Source organism: Planococcus sp. ISL-110, assembly GCF_018613575.1.
Taxonomy (GTDB): Bacteria; Bacillota; Bacilli; order Bacillales_A; family Planococcaceae; genus Planococcus.
In genome coordinates this window covers 149,558-170,875 of the sequence record NZ_JAGGPX010000006.1, presented here as the reverse complement: position 1 = coordinate 170,875, position 21,318 = coordinate 149,558, and the positions used below count along the sequence as shown (strand labels likewise).

Sequence of the window (21,318 nt, the reverse complement as noted above, 5' to 3'; positions counted from 1 at the left end):
TAACTCAACTGCACGGTTTTTCCCTCTAACGTTTTTCCCAAAACAAAAAACAGGACATCCCATAGGATCCCTGCTTTTTTGCTTATCATTTCCAAAAATCATCAAATACCGTAACAGGCATATGACGCTTATGCTGTGTTTTCAAATAATGGCCTTCCAGCGTTTCCTGAGCATCCGCCGGAATCTTCTTGCCTTCCAAATAATCATCGATCATTTCATAGGTGATTCCCAGAGCAACTTCGTCGGGGATTGCCGGTTTGTCATCTTCCAGATCCGCGGTCGGAATTTTCATGTACAGATGTTCAGGAGAACCGAGTTCCTTTAACATGGCACGCCCCTGACGCTTGTTCAAACGAAACAGCGGTGTCAAATCAGCTGCCCCGTCGCCGAACTTCGTATAAAATCCGGTGACAGCCTCTGCGGCATGATCTGTTCCCAATACGACGGCATTGTGCATTGCCGCCACCGAATATTGGACTTTCATCCGCTCACGAGCCTTTTCATTTCCTTTTGCAAAATCGGACAATTCGATGCCGACTTTTTCTAATGCCCGATCGCTCGCGTCGACAGCCTCTTTGATATTGATGGCATAAAGTTTGGTCGGCTGAATAAAATCCAGCGCATCTTTAGCATCATGTTCGTCAAACTGCATGCTGTATGGCAAACGGATGGCATAAAATCCGTAGTCCTGTCCACCAGTTTCTTCATTTAACTCATCAACTGCCATCTGGGCCATCTTGCCAAGCAATGTAGAATCCTGCCCGCCTGAAATTCCCAGCACAAATCCTTTTAAGAACGAATGATGCTTCAGGTACTCTTTTAAAAATGACACCGTGCGTTCAATTTCCACTTTTGGTTGAATAGAAGGCTGTACTTTCAGCTCTTCGATAATTTGCTGTTGTAAAGTAGTCATCTGAATCCTCCTTAGTCTCTGATATAATCTTGGACTGCCTGCCGCACTTCCTGAATATTCCTCATTTTATTGTCCCAGCATTTCTGGCTGAGATCAACTGGGTACTCTTCAGGATTCAATGAGCGTTTGTACTCTTCCCATAACAGGTCCATGTTTTTAATCGCGTAGGCCTGCATTTCCTTTAAGCTTGGATTTTCGTAGACAATCTTTCCATTTTCAATAACTTTGTGATGGATATTGACTGCTTCAAAATTCGTGACGAATTTCGATACAAAAGTATGGACAGGGTGGAACATTTTCAAACGTTCTTCGGCAGCGGGATCTTCATCATGCATGGCGATATAGTCACCTTCTGATTTCCCATTTTCCCTATCTATGATCCGGTAAACGTTTTTTAGTCCCGGAGTGGTAACTTTTTCTGCAGTTCCCGAAATTTTAATGGTATCTTCCATTTCGCCGTTGTCATTTTCAATCGCAACCAATTTATAAACCGCCCCCAATGCAGGTTGGTCATAGGCAGTAATCAGCTTTGTACCGATGCCCCACGAATCTACACGGGCACCCTGAGCTTTTAAATTTAAAATCGTGTATTCGTCCAAATCATTGGAAACCACTACTTCCGCATCCGGAAAACCTGCGGCATCCAGCATTTTCCGCGCTTCTTTGGACAAAAAAGCAATATCTCCGCTGTCCAGGCGAATCCCCAGGAAGTTGATCTTATCTCCCAGCTCCTTCGCTACCTTTATAGCGATGGGCAACCCGGATTTTAACGTATCGTATGTATCTACTAAAAACACACAGTCTTTGTGGCGTTTGGCATATGCGTGGAATGCTTCGTATTCGTCTTTATAAGCTTGTACCATAGAATGTGCATGGGTACCTGCTACCGGAATGCCGAATTTCTTTCCTGCCCGCGCGTTGCTGGTCGCTTCAAGACCGCCGATATAAGCCGCGCGTGTTCCCCAGATTGCAGCATCCATTTCCTGGGCACGCCTGGTTCCGAATTCCATAACCCGCTCATCTTTCACAATTTGCTTGATGCGGCTGGCTTTAGTCGCGATCAGTGTCTGGTAATTGACGATGTTCAATAAGGCGGTTTCAATCAATTGTGCTTCCACAAGCGGTGCCTCTATACGGATCAGCGCTTCATTTTGGAAAACCAGTTCACCTTCCAATACCGAATAAACATTTCCCGTAAACCGGATTGTCCGCAAATAGTCAATAAAATCCTGCTTATAGCCAAGCTCTTCCTGAAGGTATTCTAAATCACTTTCCGTAAATTTGAAGTTTTTCAAGTAGTCCAGCACACGTTCTAATCCAGCAAACAGGGCGTAACCATTGCCAAAAGGCAGTTTGCGGAAAAATAATTCAAATACCGCCTTCCGCTTATGCATGCCATCTGCCCAATAAGCCTCCGACATATTGATTTGATATAAATCTGTATGTAGCGCCAAACTGTCATCCGCATATTGCTTATCCATAAGAGTCTCCTTCTTCCACCATCAGTAATGCGTACAATTATACACCAATAAAGGAAAGACAAAAAATAAAAGTCATCTTGAGCTGTTTTATCGGCCCGATAGCCTAAATACTGGAAAATCTGAAATTGCTTGCTCTGCTCAACATATACAGTAGATTCATTTATCTCTACCAAGCCTATCCGTTGACATCTGTTTAAACATGTGAGATACTAATCTAGTTAACAAAAAGGTAACTGGTAAATTTTGATAATCTGGCATTCTACGATAATGTTTTTGAGAATACTTATTCACACTGGCGCGATTTGAGGATCGCAAGGACGTAAGAGAAGGTAGGGTTTACGTTGCTTAAGTTAGAAAGCACCCAGTGGAACAATGACCGCGGTACTGAAAGTAACACTTTCAATGGAAATGATTCTCCGATAAAACGGGTTGAAAAATTGAGTCAAAATAGATTATAGTTACCTTAAACAAACAAAGGGATGTCCTCTAATCGAGGACATCCCTTTTCCAATTCCACGCTTTAATATTTCAACGCCACATTCTTCAAAATGGTGTAATTGCGCAAAGCCTCCAGCCCTTTTTCACGCCCAAATCCACTCTTCTTGTAGCCGCCAAACGGCATTTGCACACCACCGCCTGCACCGTAATTATTAATGAAAACCTGGCCCGCGCGAATTTTGCTGGCCACACGATGTGCCCTTGCCCCATCTTTTGTCCAGACCCCAGTCACCAGCCCATAATCCGTGCCATTGGCCAGGTCAATCGCCTGCTGTTCCGTATCGAATGAAAACGAAGCAACAACCGGCGCAAAAATTTCTTCCTGAGCCACATAGCTTTTCGGTGCCAGCCCATCTATGACAGTTGGCTGGAAAAAGTAGCCATTTTCGAGTCCTACTGTTTCCTGGCGCCTGCCGCCTGTCAGAAATGTGGCGCCTTCTTTAGTGGCGACATTCATGAATTCGAGGATGCGTTCAAATTGTTTTTCATTAAGAATCGGACCGAGATCTAAATCGTCTATTCCTTTACCGATTTGAATCGCTTCCATTTTAGACACTACCTTTTTCAGAAACTCATCCTTGATCGTATGCTGTATCAACAAGCGGGAACCCGCCGAACAGGTTTGGCCGGCATTTTGGATTATGGATCGCACTACCCAATCCACTGCTTCCTCCTGATCGCAATCATCAAAGATGATGTTCGGTGACTTTCCGCCAAGTTCCAAAGTAACCGGTTTGACGTTTTTCGCAGCCCCCATCATGACAGCAGATCCTGTTTGGACAGAACCTGTGAACGTGATATGGTCGACATCCGGGTGTTCGGAAATTGCAGCTCCTGCTTCATAGCCATAGCCGGTCACCACATTAAAGACACCTTTCGGCAAATCCGTTTGATCAAAGATTTCCGCCAATTTGATGGCGGTCAATGGCGTGTCTTCCGCCGGTTTCGCTACGATTGTATTGCCGGTCGCAATTGCAGCGGCGGTAGAGCGTGAAATGATTTGCAACGGGTAGTTCCACGGAATAATATGAGCCGTTACGCCAATCGGTTCCCGCAGCGTATAATCGAGAATTCCCGGTTGAACCGGGATGGTTTCACCGAAAATCTTATCGGCCATTCCCGCATAATATTCAAAATACAGTGCCGAGCCCTCGACGTCTTTACGCGCCTGCGTCAAGGGTTTGCCGGTATCCAGGGTTTCCAGCAAAGCGATTTCTTCCGCATCCGCACGTAAGGCATCCGCCACTTTATGTAAGATGCGCCCTCTTTCAATCGGTGGGAAAGACTGCCATTCCTCCGACTCGAATGTTGTGCGGGCCGCTTCGACTGCCGCATCTACATCTTCTTTTTTCCCTCTTGGAATTTTTGCCAGCACTTCTCCAGTACCTGGATTTCTTGTTTCAAACTGTTCTTTTCCAATGCTTTCTACCCATTCTCCATTTATGTACATCTGCTGTTTTTTCACTTTTCTGCACCTCTCCTCGGTTAAATCCCACGTCCTCCGTCAACATTCACTACGCTGCCAGTCATCATTTTCGCCAAATCTGAACTGAGGTACAAGACACAATTAGCAATTGCTTCCGGTGTGATCAAGTCACCCAGCGGTACACTTTTGCGGAATGTATTTTCTTTTGTGTCGTCTTCATCACTTCCCGTTGCGGTAAATTCACCGAGCATCTTCGTATCCGCAGGGCCGGGATTGATGGCGTTGACGCGGATATTATAAGGCGCCAATTCAATGGCCAATGCTTTCGTCAATGAAATCGTCGCTCCCTTGGAAGCTACATAGGCATTCAAACCTGGACGCGGGCGATCTACAGAAACAGAGGCAATATTGATGATTGAGCCGCATTTTTGCTTTTTCATATAAGGCACTACGGCGCGCGAGGTTAAAAAGACGGCCGTTGAATTGATTGCCATGATGCGTTCCCAATCTCTCAAAGACACTTTTTCAATATCAGTTGCCGCTTGTGCAATTCCGGCTACATTTGCCAATACATCGACCTGTCCGAACAAATCAGCCGTTTTTTTAACCGCATCTTCCACGCTTTGTTCATCTGTCAAATTGCCTTCGATGACCAGCAATTGTTCTGGATATTGCGCTTTCAGTTCAGCGAGGCCATCGACTTGGATATCGATGCCTGCCACTTTTGCACCTTGTTCGAGAAATTGCTCTACAACCACTTTGCCCATTCCGCCGCCTGCACCGGTGACAATGGCTACTTTATTGTCTACTTCCATCCGACTCTCCCCCTATTTGGTTGCCAACTGTTCAAGCTTTTCCGCAATTGCGGATCCGACTTCCTGCGTCGTGGAACTGCCTCCCAAATCCGGTGTCAGCACCTTGCCTTCTTGGAGCACCTGTTCAATGGCTTCAACGATTGCTGTCGACAAGTCTGGCCGCCCCAAATGATCGAGCATTAAAGCTGCTGACCAGATTTGCGCGATCGGGTTGGCGATTCCTTTTCCTGCAATATCCGGTGCCGAACCGTGTATGGCTTCGAACATGGACGGGAAGTTGCCTTCAGGATTGATATTGCCTGACGGCGACACCCCCAAACCTCCAACTAAAGCCGCTCCCAGATCCGTCAAAATATCGCCGAACAGATTTGAAGCAACTACCACTTCAAATGATTCCGGACGCATGACAAAGTATGCCGCCAGGGCATCGATGAAATTGCTTTCCAGTTCGATGTCGCCATAGTCTTTTGCTACAGTCTCCACCACTTCATCCCATAGCTTCATTGAATGGATGATGGCGTTGGATTTAGTGGCGCTGGTCACTTTGGATTTGTTATTTTTCCGGGCATATTCGAATGCATATTTTGCAATGCGCTCAACGCCCTGCTTGGTAATGACTGTATTTTGAATAGCCATTTCCTGCGATTGCTGTTGGTACAGCCGGCCTCCTATATTCGAATACTCCCCTTCCGCATTTTCCCGGAACACCATGAAATCGATCGGCTGGTCATTTTTCAATGGCGATTCAATGCCTGCCAGCCGTCTGATCGGGCGCATATTTACGTATTGCTGGAAATTTTTGCGGATCGGCATGATCAGCTCCCATATGGTGATTTCATCCGGCACCCGTTTGTCACCCACTGCACCAAACAAAATTGCATCAAAGCGCTTTAGCTGATCCAATCCGTCTGCAGGCATGATGTGTCCATGTTCCAGGTAATATTCACTGCCCCACTCGAATTCCTGAAAGTCGATTTTAAAGGTGGCATCCTGTTGTTCCAGAGATTCCAAGACTTTGATCGCTTCTTTGGTGACATCCGGCCCAATCCCGTCCCCCGGAAGGACCGCTATTTTATAAGTTGCCATAAACTCTCCTCCAATTGCTTAGTCTCCAAGAAAGAATAAACTGATTCCTGGAATAAACGAAATAATGAGTACATCAATAATCATAATTAGGACAAATGGAATAATTGCTTTCACCAGGCTTTCAAATTTCGTGCCTGCTATGTTTGCAGCCACAAATAAATTGACGCCGACCGGAGGGGTGATAAACCCAATCCCCAAGTTGACGATCATGATGATTCCGAAGTGCACCAGGTCGATTCCAAGAGCACTGGCTATCGGCGCAAGAATCGGCGTTAAAATAATGATAGCCGCTGAAGTTTCCAGGAAAATACCACAAATCAGCAACAGCAGATTGATAATCAACAAAGCAATAATCCAATTATCCGTTATACTGAGCATCAACTCAGTCAGTTCCGCTGGAATCCGCTGCCGCGTCAAATAGTAGCCGAACACTGACGCTCCCGCAATAATGAACATGATGACTGCAGTCACTACAACGGAAGAAGAGAAAATTCTTGAAAGGTCTGCCAATTTGATTTCACGGTAAATGAAAATCCCGACAATCAATCCGTAAACAACCGCCACAACTGCAGCTTCCGTCGGTGTGAAAATCCCTCCATAAATACCGCCCAAAATGATCACTGGCATCATCAAAGCCAAAAATGCGTCAAAAAACGCTTTAAAGAAATCTTTGAACCCAAACTTTTCGCCTCCCCCATATCCTTCTTTCAAGGAAATCAGGTAGACCAGTAAAATCAGTGAAACCATAACAAACAAGCCTGGAATAATCCCTGCAATAAACAACTCACTGACAGAAACACCAGCTGCCACTCCGTAAAGCACCAGAGGAACACTTGGTGGAATCATGATGCCAATGGTTCCGCCTGCTGCCTGTATGGCCGTCGCAAAACTTTTGTCATAGCCTTTGTTGACCATCGCCGGAATCATTAAAGCCCCTACTGCTGCGGTTGTTGCAGCAGCAGAACCTGAAATGGCCGCAAAAAAGGCACAGGCGACAATCGATACAATACCAAGCCCTCCTTTGACACGGCCAAAAATGACATTAGCCAGATGGATCAACCGTCGGGAAATCCCTCCGCTCTCCATTAATTTACCTGCCAGAATAAAAAAGGGAATCGCCATCAGCGGAAACGAATCCACAGAATTGAACATCCGTTGGATAATAACAATTAATGAAAGGTTTCCATCGAGAAAGAATACGAGAGTGGAAGCCAGCCCAAGCGCCACAGCAATCGGAACATTAATTAAAAATAAAGCCATTAATAAGATAAACAGCACCAATGCCATCTTCAGACACCCCCGCTTTTAAAGTCTTTTGAAAACTGCGAGGCCATATTGATGATCAAAATTGCACCGCTGACCGGAATGACCATATAAATCACTCCCATTGGAATCCGCAAAACCGGCGATGTCTGGGACATCCCTTGCATTGCTAAGTCGTAGCCCTCGATCACCATTAACAGGAAAAAAAGCAAACTCGCAAATGTCGCTACTATATAGAGTACTTTTCGGATGGGGACACCAAATAAGTTCACAAAAAACTCCATTCCTATATGCGCCTTTGAAGACATTGCATAGGCTGCACCCAAAAATGTCAGCCAGATTAAGCTGTATCGAGCCAGTTCCTCGGTCCAGGCAAGCGGTGAATTCAAGAGAAAGCGAAAAATTACCTGGAGAAAAACAACCGTAACCAGTAATGCCATAATAAGGTTCAATACATATTTGATGCCGAAATTCATGTAGCCAATTAATTTGTTCATCGCCCTTCCCCCGATATAAAAAAAGAGAGAATAATCTCTCTCTTTCCAAATTTTCTTTTATTGATCTTTTTTACTGGGCATCCAGAATCTCATTTAGCAGATCCTGGTGTTCAATTGTTTCATAGACAGGCTGTACCGCTTCCTGGAAAGGAGCAGTATCAATATCTTCTATGATTTCCATCCCATTATCCTTCAAGGTCTGAAGCGATTCCTTCTCCATTTCGACAATCAGATCCCGTTCTCTTGCCCCTGCTTTTTGTCCTTCTTCGACAACAATATCACGCAATTCTTCCGGCAACTCATCGTATGTCTGCTGGCTCATCATGTAAATGGCTACCGAATAGACGTGGCCTGTTAAACTCATGTATTTCTGATTCGCATCGTATAGGCTAAACTGATCCGCAACGATCGCTGGATTTTCCTGTGCATCTACTACTCCCTGCTGCAACGCAGTAATCGCTTCGGTCCAAGCCATTGGAGTCGGTTGAGCACCTAGGGCTTCAAAAGCGGCTAAGTGAATCTCGTTTTCCTGCGTTCTGATTTTCAAGCCCTTCAAGTCTTCAGGCGTTTCAATCGGTCGAACTGCATTGGTGATATGGCGGTAGCCATTTTCTCCCCATGACAATCCTATTATTCCATTTTCTTCCATTTTTGCAAATAACTCATCTCCAATGTCACCTTCCAGAATTTCCACTGCCGATTCCCGATCCTGGAAGAGGAATGGCACGTCCAATACCCCTAGTTCCGGTACAAAGTTGGTGACGGGAGCTGTTGAAGAAACGACCAAATCGACTGTTCCCAATCCCATCCCTTCTGTCAATTCACGTTCTGCACCAATTTCACTGTTCGCAAAAACTTCAATTGTCACTTGGCCGTCAGTCCGTTCCTCAACGGCTTCTGCCATCTCTAGAAATCCAAGATGGTAAGGATGGTCATCGGGCAACGAATGCCCTGCCTGCAAAACATACGTTTCTCCCGAACCTTCTTCTCCTGATGAATCGCTGTCAGTTCCCCCACATGCCGTTAAGGCCAAGGTACTTGCCAACATCATTGAAACAAATCCAAACTTCTTCTTCGCCATCTTTATGTCCCCCTTTTTTATACTGCTCTAATTGCCCTGCCAATTGCACTTCTAATGAAATCCACCGGCTTTTAAAGTCAGGTTTGTTCAGCTTGCCTCTATTTGGAGACAACTTTTCTAAAAAATTTTTTCTATGTTAACTGGAACAATTCCGATGTATTCAATAAATTAAGCGGATCCAATTTTTAAGCGCTTGCATAATAGCCAACACACTGCCATGTTCAAGTTGCTGAAAGGATTCATCTTCGCTGTGCTGATCCAGAACTACATTGTTGGTGGAAAATCGATCAGCTGGAAGCAGATTTGCTAAGTCGTCAAAATAAATCTTGGCAACCTCTTTTAATACGCGTAATATTCCGATTCCTTAAATCAGAGTGGCTCAGCAAGAATTAAGAGAATCCTGCTGAGTACTTTTTCATCTGGCCTTTATTCAATTAAGCTCGGGAATCCGCTATACTTACCAGCTCATCTCTTGATCTTTGATCACCGATTTAAGTAATCAGTAACTGCTCCTTTTGAAGAACAAGAAACATTATGCGCATATTTGCCAAGTACGCCTTTTTTATGAAGCGGCGGAGCTACCCATTGCTTGCGGCGTTCTTCCAATTCGGCTTCGGAAACATCCATGGTAATTTCCTGCAACTCAGAATCGATGGTGACGACATCGCCTTCCTTCAGCAAGCCGATCGGTCCGCCGACTTGGGCTTCCGGAGAAATATGCCCAACCACCAAGCCATGTGTTCCGCCTGAAAAACGCCCGTCTGTCAATAACGCGACAGATGCATCCATGCCTTTGCCGACAAGAATTGCAGATACCGACAGCATTTCCGGCATTCCCGGACCGCCTTTTGGTCCTACATAGCGGATGACTAATACATCGCCTTCATTGATTTCGTTCGCCATAACGGCTTCAGTTGCTTCTTTTTCATTGTTGTAGACGCGAGCTGGACCCGTATGGCGTTTTACTTTCACCCCGGATACTTTCGCTACGGCACCGTTCGGAGAAAGATTGCCTTTCAGAACGATCAATGGGCCATCTTTGCGTTTCGGATTGTCGAAAGGCATGATGACTTTTTGCCCTTCCTCCAATGCCGGAGCTTCCTTCAGATTTTCCGCCACTGTTTTGCCGGTGACCGTCATGCAGTCCCCATGCAGGTAACCTCCTTCAAGCAGCATTTTCATCACAGCTTGTACGCCGCCGACCCGGTGAAGATCCTGCATGACGTATTTGCCGCTCGGCTTTAAATCGGCCAAATGCGGCACAGTTTTTTGCATGCGGTTAAAATCATCAATCGTCAGATCCACTTCTGCGGCATGGGCAATTGCCAATAGATGCAGGACGGCATTCGTCGATCCGCCAAGTGCCATGACTACCGTGATGGCATTTTCAAATGCTTCTTTGGTCATGATGTCTTTCGGGTAAATATCCAGTTCCAGTAGATTATGTACTGCTGCACCAGCTTTTTCGCAATCGACTAATTTTTCTGCAGATACCGCCGGATTGGAAGAACTTCCAGGCAAACTCATTCCCATCGCTTCAGCAGCCGATGCCATCGTGTTGGCTGTATACATCCCACCGCATGATCCCGCTCCCGGGCAGGCGCTGCATTCGATGCTGCGAAGCGTATCATCGTTGATGTCGCCATTATTGTGCTGGCCAACACCTTCAAATACCGATACAATGTCAATGTCCTGGCCATTGTGGCGCCCTGGAGCAATTGTCCCTCCGTAAACAAAAACAGCTGGCACTTCAGAGTTTGCGATAGCAATCAAACAACCCGGTATGTTCTTGTCACAGCCACCAATCGCCACTAAGCCATCCAGGCTTTCTGCCCCGACCACCGTTTCAATTGAATCGGCAATAACGTCGCGGCTTGACAAAGAATACTTCATGCCTGCTGTCCCCATTGAAATGCCGTCGGAAACTGTGATTGTATTAAAGATGAATGGTACGCCTCCCGCTTCCCTTGCTCCTTTTTTCGCGCTGATCGCTAAGTCATCAATATGTATATTACACGGCGTCACTTCACTCCACGTACTGGCGACGCCAATCATCGGTTTCTTGAAGTCTTCATCTGTAACCCCAACTGAACGCAGCATGGCACGATTGGGTGCTTTCATCGCTCCTTCACTAAATACTTTGCTGTTAATGCGCAAATCTTTTTTCATAATTATCCTATCCTTTCCTTTCTATATATTATAGAACACATTTATCAGAATTCAATGAATAAAAAAATAATATTTCATTATTTTTATAATCGTCAAATAACTTATACATGTATGCGGTTATATGTTACTATAACTTTTTTCTTTCTTGCTATATGCAATATATTTCTATATAATTACCATGTCTACAATAACTTTTCTTCAGAAAGCAGATAAACTTTCTTTCTCGATGTCATTGAAAACAATTATTCTTACTGAATATATTGACCAGCCATATTTTTTCACCAAACTCTAGAAAGTGCCTGAAATTCCGAGTAAAGGGAGATGGTCATTTGTTGATTCGTGAAGCCAAAAAAAATGAACTTTATTTATTGAAGAAGCAGCGCCTTTCTTCATATAAAACTTATGAAGAAGAGCTCTCACTCAAGCATTGGGAAATGCTGAAAGCCAACGTGTCTTCCGACAATGACCAGCAGCCAGGTGTTGAAGTATTTATTGCAGAAATGAATGGGCAAATTGCTGGCAGCGTAATACTGTTCCCTTCTGAATCTAAAGCTTACGAATGGAAATCGGAGACGGTTGCCTATCCAGAAATTCGGTTGTTGGCAGTCAGTCCAGAATTCCGTTCTCAGGGAGTCGGCAAAGCACTGGTTGAACATTGCATCGATATTTCCAAAATTCGCAAACAAAAATTTATTGGGCTCCATACCGGAAGCTTTATGAAGAATGCTATTGCCCTCTATGAAAAAATGGGCTTTGAACGGGTTGCGTCACTTGACTTCACCCCTTTGGATGACGGCATTGTTGTGAAAGCATTTCGTCTAGATATCTAAACCTGATAAAAATGGTTCCGTCAAATTTTGACGGAACCATTTTTATCAGGTTTTTTCTTCAGCAATTCTTCTTCAGCTGAAAGTTTTTTTATTGTTAATAGACCTGCTTTCAATTCCCGGTCACTTTCCGGAGTCGCAGCTTCGAACTCCTCTTGGGACAGAGACTTCAATAATGATACACTGATCAGCAGCATAATGACGGTAAATGGCAAGGCGGCTATCAATGCGATTGATTGAAGCCCCTGCAACCCGCTGCTGACGATCAATACACCTGTAATGACTGCGATCAATACAGCCCAAATGCCTTTAACAGCATTTGATGGATTTTCACTGCCATCAGAAGTCATGATGCCAAGCACGTAAACCGTTGAGTCGGCTGAAGTGACCAGAAAAATCATGATTAATGCCAACATCAGCGCTGACAGCAAACCGTATAGCGGGAACTGCTCCAAGAAAACGAAAATGGCTGTAGCGACGTTTTCCGAGACAGCTGTGGACAGTGCCGTATTTTGGAACAGATCCATGTAAATGCCTGTCCCTCCGAAAATAGCCATCCACATAAAAGCGATTATAGGCGGGACAATCAGAACACCACAAACAAACTGGCGAATTGTCCTCCCTCTTGATATGCGGGCAATAAACGATCCTACAAATGGTGACCATGTGATAACCCAAGCCCAGTAAAAGACTGTCCAATCTTTTACCCAAGGATTTCCCGTATAGGGCGCCATTTGAAAACTCATTCCAACAAAGTTTGTTATGTAATCACCGATTCCTAAAACAAAAGTTTCGAGGATAAAAACAGTGGGTCCATTAAACAAAAAGAACAACATGAATCCAACAACTAAAAACATATTGAGATTACTTAAAATTTTAATCCCTTTATTGACTCCGGTAAGAGCAGATAAGGTAAATAAGACGAACATGATGCTGACAATCCCAATCTGCATCCCGGCACTATCCGGCAATGCAAAGACATGGCTAAGGCCGGCGTTTATTTGAAGCACTCCCATCCCCAGGGAGGTAGCAACACCTGTCACCGTGGCAACAACCGCCAGAATATTAATGGATTGCTTTAATTTCCTGCTCATTTTCTTCTTGGAAACTCCATCAAGTGTCTCACTTATGAGCAATTTACTTTTTTTGCGGAACTGAAAATAAGCAAGAGCTAATCCAACGAGTGTAAAAACGGACCATTGATGCAATCCCCAATTAAAGAAAGAGTAATTCATGGCGACTCGAGCCGCTTCTGCGGATTGAGGTTCAATGCTGTTATTGGGAGGATTAGCGAAATGAGTCAACGGTTCAGCAACACCCCAAAAGACAATTCCTGCGCCGAAACCGGCCGCGAACAACATGCTAATCCAAGCAAAAAATGAAAATTCCGGTTTTTCATTTTCTTTTCCCAGCTTAATATTGCCGTATTTGCTGAAGGCAAGAAACAGACAGAATGCAACAAAAAACGCAACTGAAATCATGTAGAACCAACCGAATGAACTACCGATGTAGTTAGCGACAGCAGCCGCATTTTTTGTCATACTTTCTGGTGAAAGCATTCCCCACAAGGCGAATAACGTGACGATGACTGCTGAGATTTTAAAGACCGGATTATTGAATGATGCGCGTTCCAGGTTTTTCTTCGTCATAAGATTTCCCCCTTCACTTTCTCCGATGACTTCCTTTTACTGGTCAGACAGTTTAAAGCAGACAACTTTTGGCTCTGTCATTTCTTGAATCGAGTATTTGATGCCTTCACGACCTAAACCAGATTTTTTAACCCCACCGAATGGCATCGCATCAGTATAGTGTTACTGTGTGCTTTTCACGGACGATCTTATCAGGTCGATCAATAACGAGAAGCCTGTCTCTAATTTCCCGGCTCCGGCTCCACTTAATGTCACAGCCTCCAAGAGGTCAGTTACTCGTTTCTACCCCGATCCCAGTTTCTACTTTGATGACCCCAATTTTCTGTAAAGTTTCTGCAATATAGTGAGAGGTCTCAAACTCTTGAAAACTAAGTTCAGGATACTGATGAAATGTACGCCGCCATTCAATCAATTTGTCTGCTATGGAGTTGGCTTGCTCAACAATAAGATGACGTCCCGGCATTCACTCTGCACCTCGAATCCTGAAAATTAAACTTTCAGAGCGCTTTCCACGTGTTTGAAAGCTTGTTCAAAATCAGCTATGATGTCTTCGATGTTTTCAATGCCGCAAGATACCCGGATCAGGCCTTCAGGAATCCCCATTGCTGCGCGTTCTTCCGGTGTACATTCCACATGGCTTGTCGTACGTGCAGGTCCAACTGTCGTTTCCACTGCTCCCAAGTTCGCTGCACGATGAGCATATTGCAATTTGGGAAGAAGGTCCCGTACAGTATCAACGCCGCCTTTTACCGCGAAGCTGAGCATGCCACCGAAATCTTTCATTTGTTTTTTCGCGATATCATGATTTGGATGCGTTACGAGCCCTGGATAAAAAACGTCTTCAACCAATTCTTTTGTTTGCAAGTATTTTGCCAGTGCCATCGCATTTTTGCATTGTTCACGAACACGGAGATGAAGTGTTTTCATGCCACGTAAAGTCAAGTAAGCTGCCATCGGATCCATTGTTGCGCCATTGATTTCGCGATAATGATAAACTTGTTCAACAAGTTTATGAGAACCAACTAATACTCCCCCTAACGCATCCGCATGACCTCCGAGGAATTTTGTTGCGCTGTGTATGACCAAATCCACGCCAAGCTCCAGCGGATTTTGGTTGATTGGTGTACCGAATGTATTATCGATGATGACAAGAGCTCCTACTTCATGCCCCGCTTTCGCCATTCGTTCAATGTCCGTGATTTTAACTGTAGGGTTTGTCGGCGTTTCCAAGTAAAGGATTTTACAGCCTTTTGCGACTTCCGCTTCTATTGACTCATGGTTGCCGGTTTCGGCCAACGAGACTTCAATATTTTGCCGAGGAAGAAATTCCGTGAAGATTTTATTGGTGCCGCCGTACGTGTCTTTTACCGAAACAATGCGATCACCCGGCAGTAAGAATGTCGCTAATGTGTTGCTGATTGCAGCCATCCCGGTAGAAAAACTGGTCGCCGCTTCGGCGCCTTCCAAAATTTTCACTTTGTCTTCAAATGCCTGCACCGTCGGGTTTGTATTGCGTCCGTAAATATGGCCTTTTTTCTTTCCGATTGCCACGTCGTACCACTCATCCATATCATCATACGTATAAGCCACGCTTAATACTACGGGTACTTGAGTTGCGCCATGAGCCAAATACTCCTTTTCACCTGCCCATACCGCTTTTGTTCCTAGTTGAATATCTTTATGTGTCATATGACCACTCCTCTTAGTTTTTTTGTAGTTTATGATTATTGTCGATTTCCAATCCTATATGCTGTTTCTTCAATTCACGATAAGCAAACAGGGCAATGGCTGTATCTTGTACGCCGGTACCGGTTAAATCGCAAACCGTAATTTGATCATCATTATCACGGCCTTTCAACTCTTTGGAAGTTAATTGGCCCAGTTCTATTACTCTGGAAGCATCCTTTAAAGTTCCGCTGGCCAACGCATGGTGCAGTTCTCCAAATTCAGCGCATTGCGCTTTCGTATCACAGACTACCTTATCCGCCGCTGCCAGGACTTCCGTCTCGAGCTCTTGCTTATGTCCGGCGTCTGAACCCATTGCTGTGATATGGAGACCGGGATGCAGCCACTCCGCTTTCACTATAGGTTCAGTTGCCGAAGTTGTTGTGACCACCAGTTGGCTGTTTCTAACCACTTGTTCGGCACTTTCTGCCACTTGAACTTCTACGCCAAGTGCCGCGCTCATTTCTTCTGCGTATTGGCGGACGCGCCTAGCAGATCTCGCATATACAAGGACCCTTTTGAAGTCCCTGACCAAGGCCAAAGCTTTCACTTGAAATCTGGCCTGGCTTCCGGCTCCGATAATGCCAACCGTTTCAATGTCTTTACGCGCCAAGTAGTCAGCGGCAATAGCCCCAGCCGCTGCAGTCCGGACTTCTGTCAAATAACCATTATCGAGGAAAAGTGCTTGTGGAATACCGGTTTGTGTACTCATCAGCATCATGAATCCATTACCACTCGGCAAACCAATTTTGGGATTATCAAAAAAACCGGAAGATACTTTGATGGCAAACATTTCTTTGCCTTTCACATATGCGGTCTTCACATCCACTTCACCGTTGTGTTCATGGATGTCTATCCGCATAATGGGCGGCATCTCCACTTGCCGTCGCGCCAATCTATTAAAGCCATCTTCAATCACCGTTTTAGCTTGCTGATTCAACGTGATATATTGCTTCAGTTCTCGCTCTGTGTAGATCAACAATTTTTTCACACCTCCTTATAATGAAGCATTTTGCAGTGAAATAATAATTTTCCATTTCAACTCCCATACTCCGGTTGTCCTGTCCTATTTGCTTTAAAATATCAGAGATGAAATCCATTGGATGCTTCGTATCTGACTGAAGTACGTATCCGGATAAGGAATGATGTTGTCATGATATAGCCATGTCGTGATTTTCACCGCATTTGCATCCATTATCCGACCTACCCAGATTGGCTGGTCTTCGGCATTAATGACAATCAGCATCTGATGTACATAAAATGACTAACCATCGTAACCAGCGAGGCAGTTCATTTTTGCCGGATCTGTGATAAGCAAAACTTCTATCCCTTTTGCTGCCATTCGCTCTTTTGTTTTCCATATGCGTTCTTGATACTCCACTGTTCCAAATGACATAGGAGCTTTCTTGCCTTCAATATTTTTAAATTTTCAAAACATTATATCCGTAAATTCAGTATAGAACTTCCCCCGCCGAACTTTCATCCGCAATACTGTATGAAGTTTAAACTTTATTGCATTCATTTTTCTAATTACCCTGTTATTTTAAACCGGTAAAAACCGCCATCCGAACTTTTTTCAAAAGTCCGGATGGCGGTTTATCCATTTATATTTTCTGCAACTCCAATTTCCCAAGTCTTCAAGCTTAAATCCAGCAAGAATAAATCATCGGAATCAATAAGAGAAAGCCCCGTCAAAGATTCAATTTTTCTTAGACGATACAGTAAAGACTGCCGATGCAAACTTAAAGCCCTTGCTGCCTGACTAACATTTCCGTGGTTCTGGTTATAGGATTTCAAAGTCCCAATCAAATCCATATTCCGCTGTTTGTCATATTCTACAAGTGTTTGGATGGTGGCCATAATCACTTCTTTCATTTCTTCATTTTGGGCAAGAGTTAAAAGTACACGATCTATACGGGTATCACTGTAGAGCATGCGTTGGCCTTTCCCTTTTTTCCGTCGGCCGATATCCAAAGCCATAGTGGCGTGGCTGTAACTTTCAGACAATCCTTGAAAGCCTTCGCTGTAATCTCCAATTCCCCAGGAAATGGAGACTTCCGGCAACAGGTTCCTCAAGCGGCGATCTGCCAAATCCAAAAAATTGATGATGTGATCATAATTTGTTTCAGCTGGTTTTTCCAGATAAATCAGCAAGTGCTGTCCTTGATAAGTCATCATAATTTCTCTATTCAACGACTGGGCAGCAAAATAGAGTTCTTCTTCAATGTAACGAATCATGCTTTCTGTCCATTGAACATAGGAATTATAGTCCTTTTTATGCTTTTCAAATAACTCTTTGAATTTTTCAGGAAATCCGACCAGGCAGACATACGGTAACTCAAGATTATACCCAAGCAGTTTGGCCCTCGAAAATGCTTGATCAGCAGAAACAAATCCACCGGTGGCTACTTCTTGAACAAAATCGCTGCGCAGGTTTATTTTTGTTTCTTCAATGGCATTTTCCCTTGACAGCCACAACGATATCGTCGTCGCAGCATGTTCAAGCACCGCTACCCTGTAATGTGTCAAATAAGAAACCACTGGCATCTCCTTCGACAATACTACAAAAATATAGCCTTGTGGATCTTCTGAAATCTGCAGAACCGGAATCTGCAATATCATTCTACCGTCCAGAAATGCCGTCCGGAATTTCCGCAGCATGGGATCGTTGTTCACCAAATCCGCTTCTCTTCGAATCGGGAAATCACCCTGTATTACAGCATTTTTCCATTTCTCAATAAATTTTTGTGTATATCCGCTTTTAGTCTGTATAAACCCGTGTCGGTCAGTTATAAGAAGTTGGCAGTCCAGCTGCCGTTGAATGTATTTTGAAATATGTTCTAAGTCCGTGTCACCCAGGATAAGTTTCAACAATTCTTGCTGTACTTTCTCTGATCGCTCACGGTCTTTATACTGTGTATCATTGATGTTTCTCATCACTTCTTCAATAATATTAGAAAATCTCACTTCCCAAGGGAGTTCAATAATGATGAAGTTCTGTTGTTCAGCCAATTCAATGACTTCTGCTGGAATATCAAAAACATGGCGGCCAATCGCGATCATCAACGCTGAAGCATTTGAATCGATTATGTCTTGAACAAAACTTTTAAAATTCTCTACATCGCTATGGCATCCAATGGCAGTCGTCAGGACAAGCTCGTTCTGACGGACAAAGTTCTCGACTGGCATCTCCATTACAGATATCCACTGAACAGTGCGATCGGCCACCGAATCTTTTGCTGTTAAAATGCGGGAATTTTCTAAAATCTTATAGTTTACTACACTCTCTACCGTTAATTGCATGGTATCCCCCTTCGAGCTTAACCAGATTCATTTTTGCCACAAGCAAATAAAGCTTCAGCCAAATTGTTAACTCTGATTATAGCACTGCAGAAAATGCGAGGGAACATTAATCTGGATTACCAATTTTATTTCTTCACGAATAGACCCTTAAGGGCAAAGCCGGTGATCTTGTAGATAAAAGAACGATTCTTTAGTTAGAAGAATGAATGGACAATTTACGGTCTCCATAGCGGAATTCCAGGCGGACGAAGCACTGAGCCGCCTTTCACTCCGGATCCTGGCACTGGGCGGAATACCAAATGGCCGGACGTATTATCGTGTATACGATAATCAATGACAAGTATATTTTTGGAGCAACTCGAGCAAAATCGAACTATCAACGTTTTGTCCTGTAATAATCACCACAAGAGCTCGATTTTGGTAAGGGATTTGATTACCCAATACGGCTGCAATCCCAGTAGCCGCTGCGCCTTCCACGATCATACCTTTCTTGTCCATCATATAAGCCATCGCGTAGCCGATTTCTTCTTCAGAAACCAAAACCAGCTGATCCATATATTCTCCAACCATATTAAAAGTATGCTGGTTATCCAGACCGATCCCTCCAAGCAAACTATCCGCAAGCGTTTCACTTTCTTCAATCTCCAGTGGCTTACCTGCTTTTAAGCTTTCGTGCATGACAGCGGATCGTTCCATTGAAAGGCCTGTTATGCGGATTTTAGGACTGTTGGTTTTCAAAGCCAAGCCGATTCCCGAAAGCAGTCCTCCTCCCGATAACGGAACCAGTACATCTGCTAAACTTGGTATATCCTCTAAAAGTTCCAAGCCAATCGTTCCTTGTCCAGCAATAACATATGGATCGTCGAACGGCTCGATCACTGTATAGCCTCTTTCCTTCTGCAGTTCAAAGCACCTTACACCAGCAGCATCCTGGCTTTCCCCCACTATTTCAATTCGGGCCCCCAGTCTTTTCAAGGAATCCACCTTCATTTTCGGGACACGGCTTGAAATGCAGACCACCGCCTCAATCCCCAGTTTTTGAGCTACAAATGAGACTGCCATGCCATGATTTCCAGTTGAATATGTCGTGACTCCCCGCCTTTTTTCTTCTTCACTTAAACTTAAGATTTTATTAGCCGCTCCTCTTATTTTAAAAGCACCAATTTCATGAGTATTCTCCAACTTCAAGTAAACCGGCCGCCCCAATCTTTCAGATAAGATCGAAGACTCAATTAAAGGTGTTTTCTTTACGAGAGGAGCAATTCGTTTCCGTGCTTCCCATACTTCTTTTATTTCCATTGGTCTGTTCAAGCTCAACGCCCCTTTCTATACATTTATGCATTAGCTAAATCTTAGCCTTCCACATCGAATATATCTATTGCTCAAAATGGTTAGTTTATTAGTGGCGGTTTCATACAATTTAACTGCCACTAATAAAAAAGCGTCTCAACACTTTTTTCTCCACTGAAAACAAGCCGCAAAAATTCTTGCGGCTTGTTTTCTTACCTCCATATTCAAAGTTTAAATTTTTATACTACTCGGCTGTGCACTTCTCTCGCCATTACTGATGGAATGGATTTTTCCATTCCATCAACAAGGCATATCCTTCGGACTCTTCGTCATCCAAGTAATTGGCCACTACACTTACCGGCGTTCGGCCGCAGCGCAGCAAAAAGGAAATGACTGGATCTTTAATATCTCCTGCCACCACTTGTGCTGCATACTGTTCAGCGGTGAGCCGTTCAGAAAATTTATGGAACCCCGGCATTCTTCCGCCTCCCAGCAGACGCTCCAAATCACCCTGTACGACACGCTCATACATAGCCTGCATCAACAGCTGCCCGAGCTTTAATGAGCGATATTTCGGGCGGATACAGATATCAACAATATACAAGGTTTTGCCCTGAGGATTGTGGTTACGGATATAACCATTGTCAGTGGCATCCTGCCAGCTATGTTCAGGCTGCAAAGGATTAAAATCAGTCAGTAACGCTGTAATCGATCCGGCCATTTCGCCCTCGACTTCGATACAGAGAGCACCTTCCGGATACAATGCCACATGATTGGCCAACTGCTTGGAATTCCACCAAAGCTCGTACGGAAACGGCGGCGGAAAGCTTTCCTTTTGAATTTCAATCAATGCTGGAAAATCAGCCTCGTCGTAAGGACGGATTTCCACCCAGCGTGGTTTGTCCCCATTAAATACATATTGCTTTTTGTTGTACATTACTCTTCATCCTTCCTATTCCTATCATACGTGATTCCAGACAATGAAAAAGTCCTCATCCTACATTTCGCTTTAGGCGGACGCGTTCCACGGACACGGCTTCTGCCGCTACATTTAAAGAAGAAAGAGTTCATGAAGTGGTTTGGGAGAGCGTCCGCTCGACTCCTGCGGAAAAGCGAGACGGCCGAGACCCCGCAGGGAGCAAAGCGAACGAGGAGGCTTGGACGCGAGCCCGCGGAAAGCGAGCGGTAAGCTTCGGAAAACCACGGCTTGTTAGAAGTTTCTCGACAGTCTGAAAAAAAGCTGCTCAAGAATGAGCAGCTTTTTTACGGATGATTAAATTGGAGGCAACACATTT

Annotated in this window: 17 protein-coding genes and 3 pseudogenes; 1 reads left to right on the top strand and 19 read right to left on the bottom strand. The window is 44.4% G+C overall.

Translation table 11 applies throughout. From position 1 onward, the window contains the following. Nucleotides 1-85: 85 nt before the first annotated feature. From nadE to ilvD, 9 genes are all read right to left on the bottom strand, one after another. Nucleotides 86-913, bottom strand: coding sequence for an ammonia-dependent NAD(+) synthetase (nadE, locus tag J7I83_RS03810; protein ID WP_215099348.1), 828 nt, complete (start codon nucleotides 911-913; stop codon nucleotides 86-88). Between the two features lie 11 nt (nucleotides 914-924). Next, complete coding sequence (locus J7I83_RS03805; protein WP_215099347.1) at nucleotides 925-2,394, bottom strand: nicotinate phosphoribosyltransferase; 1,470 nt, start codon at nucleotides 2,392-2,394, stop codon at nucleotides 925-927. Between the two features lie 520 nt (nucleotides 2,395-2,914). Then, nucleotides 2,915-4,357 carry an aldehyde dehydrogenase family protein gene (locus J7I83_RS03800; RefSeq protein ID WP_215099346.1) on the bottom strand — a complete coding sequence of 481 codons (1,443 nt, stop codon included), beginning with the start codon at nucleotides 4,355-4,357 and terminating at the stop codon, nucleotides 2,915-2,917. 20 nt (nucleotides 4,358-4,377) lie between these two features. Continuing rightward, a complete protein-coding gene (locus J7I83_RS03795) occupies nucleotides 4,378-5,133 on the bottom strand; it encodes an SDR family NAD(P)-dependent oxidoreductase (RefSeq protein ID WP_215099345.1) in 756 nt (251 codons plus the stop codon). Nucleotides 5,134-5,145: 12 nt separating this feature from the next. Beyond that, nucleotides 5,146-6,219 carry a tartrate dehydrogenase gene (locus J7I83_RS03790; RefSeq protein ID WP_215099344.1) on the bottom strand — a complete coding sequence of 358 codons (1,074 nt, stop codon included), beginning with the start codon at nucleotides 6,217-6,219 and terminating at the stop codon, nucleotides 5,146-5,148. A gap of 18 nt (nucleotides 6,220-6,237) precedes the next feature. Continuing rightward, the gene (locus J7I83_RS03785; protein ID WP_215099343.1) at nucleotides 6,238-7,506 is read right to left on the bottom strand and encodes a TRAP transporter large permease; all 1,269 of its coding nucleotides are present in this window, start codon (nucleotides 7,504-7,506) and stop codon (nucleotides 6,238-6,240) included. A gap of 2 nt (nucleotides 7,507-7,508) precedes the next feature. Further along, a complete protein-coding gene (locus tag J7I83_RS03780) occupies nucleotides 7,509-7,979 on the bottom strand; it encodes a TRAP transporter small permease (protein WP_215099342.1) in 471 nt (156 codons plus the stop codon). Between the two features lie 70 nt (nucleotides 7,980-8,049). Further along, entirely contained in the window at nucleotides 8,050-9,060 is a 1,011-nt protein-coding gene (locus J7I83_RS03775; RefSeq protein ID WP_215099341.1) for a TRAP transporter substrate-binding protein, read from the bottom strand. A 483-nt stretch (nucleotides 9,061-9,543) separates the two neighbouring features. Next, nucleotides 9,544-11,229: a dihydroxy-acid dehydratase gene (gene ilvD / locus J7I83_RS03770; RefSeq protein WP_215099340.1), complete on the bottom strand. Its 1,686-nt coding sequence runs from the start codon at nucleotides 11,227-11,229 to the stop codon at nucleotides 9,544-9,546. A gap of 329 nt (nucleotides 11,230-11,558) precedes the next feature. On the opposite strand from ilvD, the gene J7I83_RS03765 reads away from it, so the two are divergent. Beyond that, nucleotides 11,559-12,059 (top strand): GNAT family N-acetyltransferase, encoded by a 501-nt coding sequence (locus tag J7I83_RS03765; RefSeq protein WP_215099339.1) that lies wholly within the window; start codon nucleotides 11,559-11,561, stop codon nucleotides 12,057-12,059. Nucleotides 12,060-12,079: 20 nt separating this feature from the next. On the opposite strand, the gene J7I83_RS03760 is transcribed toward J7I83_RS03765, so the two are convergent. From J7I83_RS03760 to J7I83_RS03725, 10 genes and pseudogenes are all read right to left on the bottom strand, one after another. Next, the gene (locus tag J7I83_RS03760) at nucleotides 12,080-13,705 is read right to left on the bottom strand and encodes a BCCT family transporter (protein ID WP_251047435.1); all 1,626 of its coding nucleotides are present in this window, start codon (nucleotides 13,703-13,705) and stop codon (nucleotides 12,080-12,082) included. Nucleotides 13,706-13,741: 36 nt separating this feature from the next. After that, a pseudogene (locus J7I83_RS03755) lies at nucleotides 13,742-13,858 on the bottom strand (aldehyde dehydrogenase family protein); the annotation flags it as partial. Beyond that, nucleotides 13,857-13,975: pseudogene (locus J7I83_RS17735) on the bottom strand (homoserine dehydrogenase); the annotation flags it as partial. The pseudogenes J7I83_RS03755 and J7I83_RS17735, both read right to left, overlap by 2 nt. After that, entirely contained in the window at nucleotides 13,974-14,168 is a 195-nt protein-coding gene (locus tag J7I83_RS03750; RefSeq protein WP_353048223.1) for a hypothetical protein, read from the bottom strand. The pseudogene J7I83_RS17735 and the gene J7I83_RS03750, both read right to left, overlap by 2 nt. A gap of 26 nt (nucleotides 14,169-14,194) precedes the next feature. After that, nucleotides 14,195-15,394 (bottom strand): cystathionine gamma-synthase family protein, encoded by a 1,200-nt coding sequence (locus J7I83_RS03745; protein ID WP_215099338.1) that lies wholly within the window; start codon nucleotides 15,392-15,394, stop codon nucleotides 14,195-14,197. Between the two features lie 13 nt (nucleotides 15,395-15,407). Further along, nucleotides 15,408-16,412 carry a cyclodeaminase gene (locus J7I83_RS03740; protein WP_215099337.1) on the bottom strand — a complete coding sequence of 335 codons (1,005 nt, stop codon included), beginning with the start codon at nucleotides 16,410-16,412 and terminating at the stop codon, nucleotides 15,408-15,410. 22 nt (nucleotides 16,413-16,434) lie between these two features. After that, nucleotides 16,435-16,826: pseudogene (locus J7I83_RS17730) on the bottom strand (aminopeptidase P family N-terminal domain-containing protein); the annotation flags it as partial. Nucleotides 16,827-17,026: 200 nt separating this feature from the next. Beyond that, the gene (locus J7I83_RS03735; RefSeq protein WP_215099336.1) at nucleotides 17,027-18,733 is read right to left on the bottom strand and encodes a PucR family transcriptional regulator; all 1,707 of its coding nucleotides are present in this window, start codon (nucleotides 18,731-18,733) and stop codon (nucleotides 17,027-17,029) included. A 330-nt stretch (nucleotides 18,734-19,063) separates the two neighbouring features. Continuing rightward, a complete protein-coding gene (eutB, locus tag J7I83_RS03730) occupies nucleotides 19,064-20,032 on the bottom strand; it encodes a hydroxyectoine utilization dehydratase EutB (RefSeq protein ID WP_215099363.1) in 969 nt (322 codons plus the stop codon). Between the two features lie 262 nt (nucleotides 20,033-20,294). Beyond that, nucleotides 20,295-20,960 (bottom strand): GNAT family N-acetyltransferase, encoded by a 666-nt coding sequence (locus J7I83_RS03725; protein ID WP_215099335.1) that lies wholly within the window; start codon nucleotides 20,958-20,960, stop codon nucleotides 20,295-20,297. Nucleotides 20,961-21,318 lie beyond the last annotated feature (358 nt).

Bases quoted from the DNA above. Each gene is read 5' to 3' on its own strand.
- J7I83_RS03780 (WP_215099342.1), bottom strand. From the start codon at position 7,979: ATGAACAAATTAATTGGCTACATGAATTTCGGCATCAAATATGTATTG.
- J7I83_RS03750 (WP_353048223.1), bottom strand. From the start codon at position 14,168: ATGCCGGGACGTCATCTTATTGTTGAGCAAGCCAACTCCATAGCAGAC.
- nadE (WP_215099348.1), bottom strand. From the start codon at position 913: ATGACTACTTTACAACAGCAAATTATCGAAGAGCTGAAAGTACAGCCT.
- eutB (WP_215099363.1), bottom strand. From the start codon at position 20,032: ATGGAAATAAAAGAAGTATGGGAAGCACGGAAACGAATTGCTCCTCTC.
- J7I83_RS03805 (WP_215099347.1), bottom strand. From the start codon at position 2,394: ATGGATAAGCAATATGCGGATGACAGTTTGGCGCTACATACAGATTTA.
- J7I83_RS03735 (WP_215099336.1), bottom strand. From the start codon at position 18,733: ATGCAATTAACGGTAGAGAGTGTAGTAAACTATAAGATTTTAGAAAAT.
- J7I83_RS03745 (WP_215099338.1), bottom strand. From the start codon at position 15,394: ATGACACATAAAGATATTCAACTAGGAACAAAAGCGGTATGGGCAGGT.
- J7I83_RS03795 (WP_215099345.1), bottom strand. From the start codon at position 5,133: ATGGAAGTAGACAATAAAGTAGCCATTGTCACCGGTGCAGGCGGCGGA.
- ilvD (WP_215099340.1), bottom strand. From the start codon at position 11,229: ATGAAAAAAGATTTGCGCATTAACAGCAAAGTATTTAGTGAAGGAGCG.
- J7I83_RS03775 (WP_215099341.1), bottom strand. From the start codon at position 9,060: ATGGCGAAGAAGAAGTTTGGATTTGTTTCAATGATGTTGGCAAGTACC.
- J7I83_RS03760 (WP_251047435.1), bottom strand. From the start codon at position 13,705: ATGACGAAGAAAAACCTGGAACGCGCATCATTCAATAATCCGGTCTTT.
- J7I83_RS03790 (WP_215099344.1), bottom strand. From the start codon at position 6,219: ATGGCAACTTATAAAATAGCGGTCCTTCCGGGGGACGGGATTGGGCCG.
- J7I83_RS03785 (WP_215099343.1), bottom strand. From the start codon at position 7,506: ATGGCATTGGTGCTGTTTATCTTATTAATGGCTTTATTTTTAATTAAT.
- J7I83_RS03725 (WP_215099335.1), bottom strand. From the start codon at position 20,960: ATGTACAACAAAAAGCAATATGTATTTAATGGGGACAAACCACGCTGG.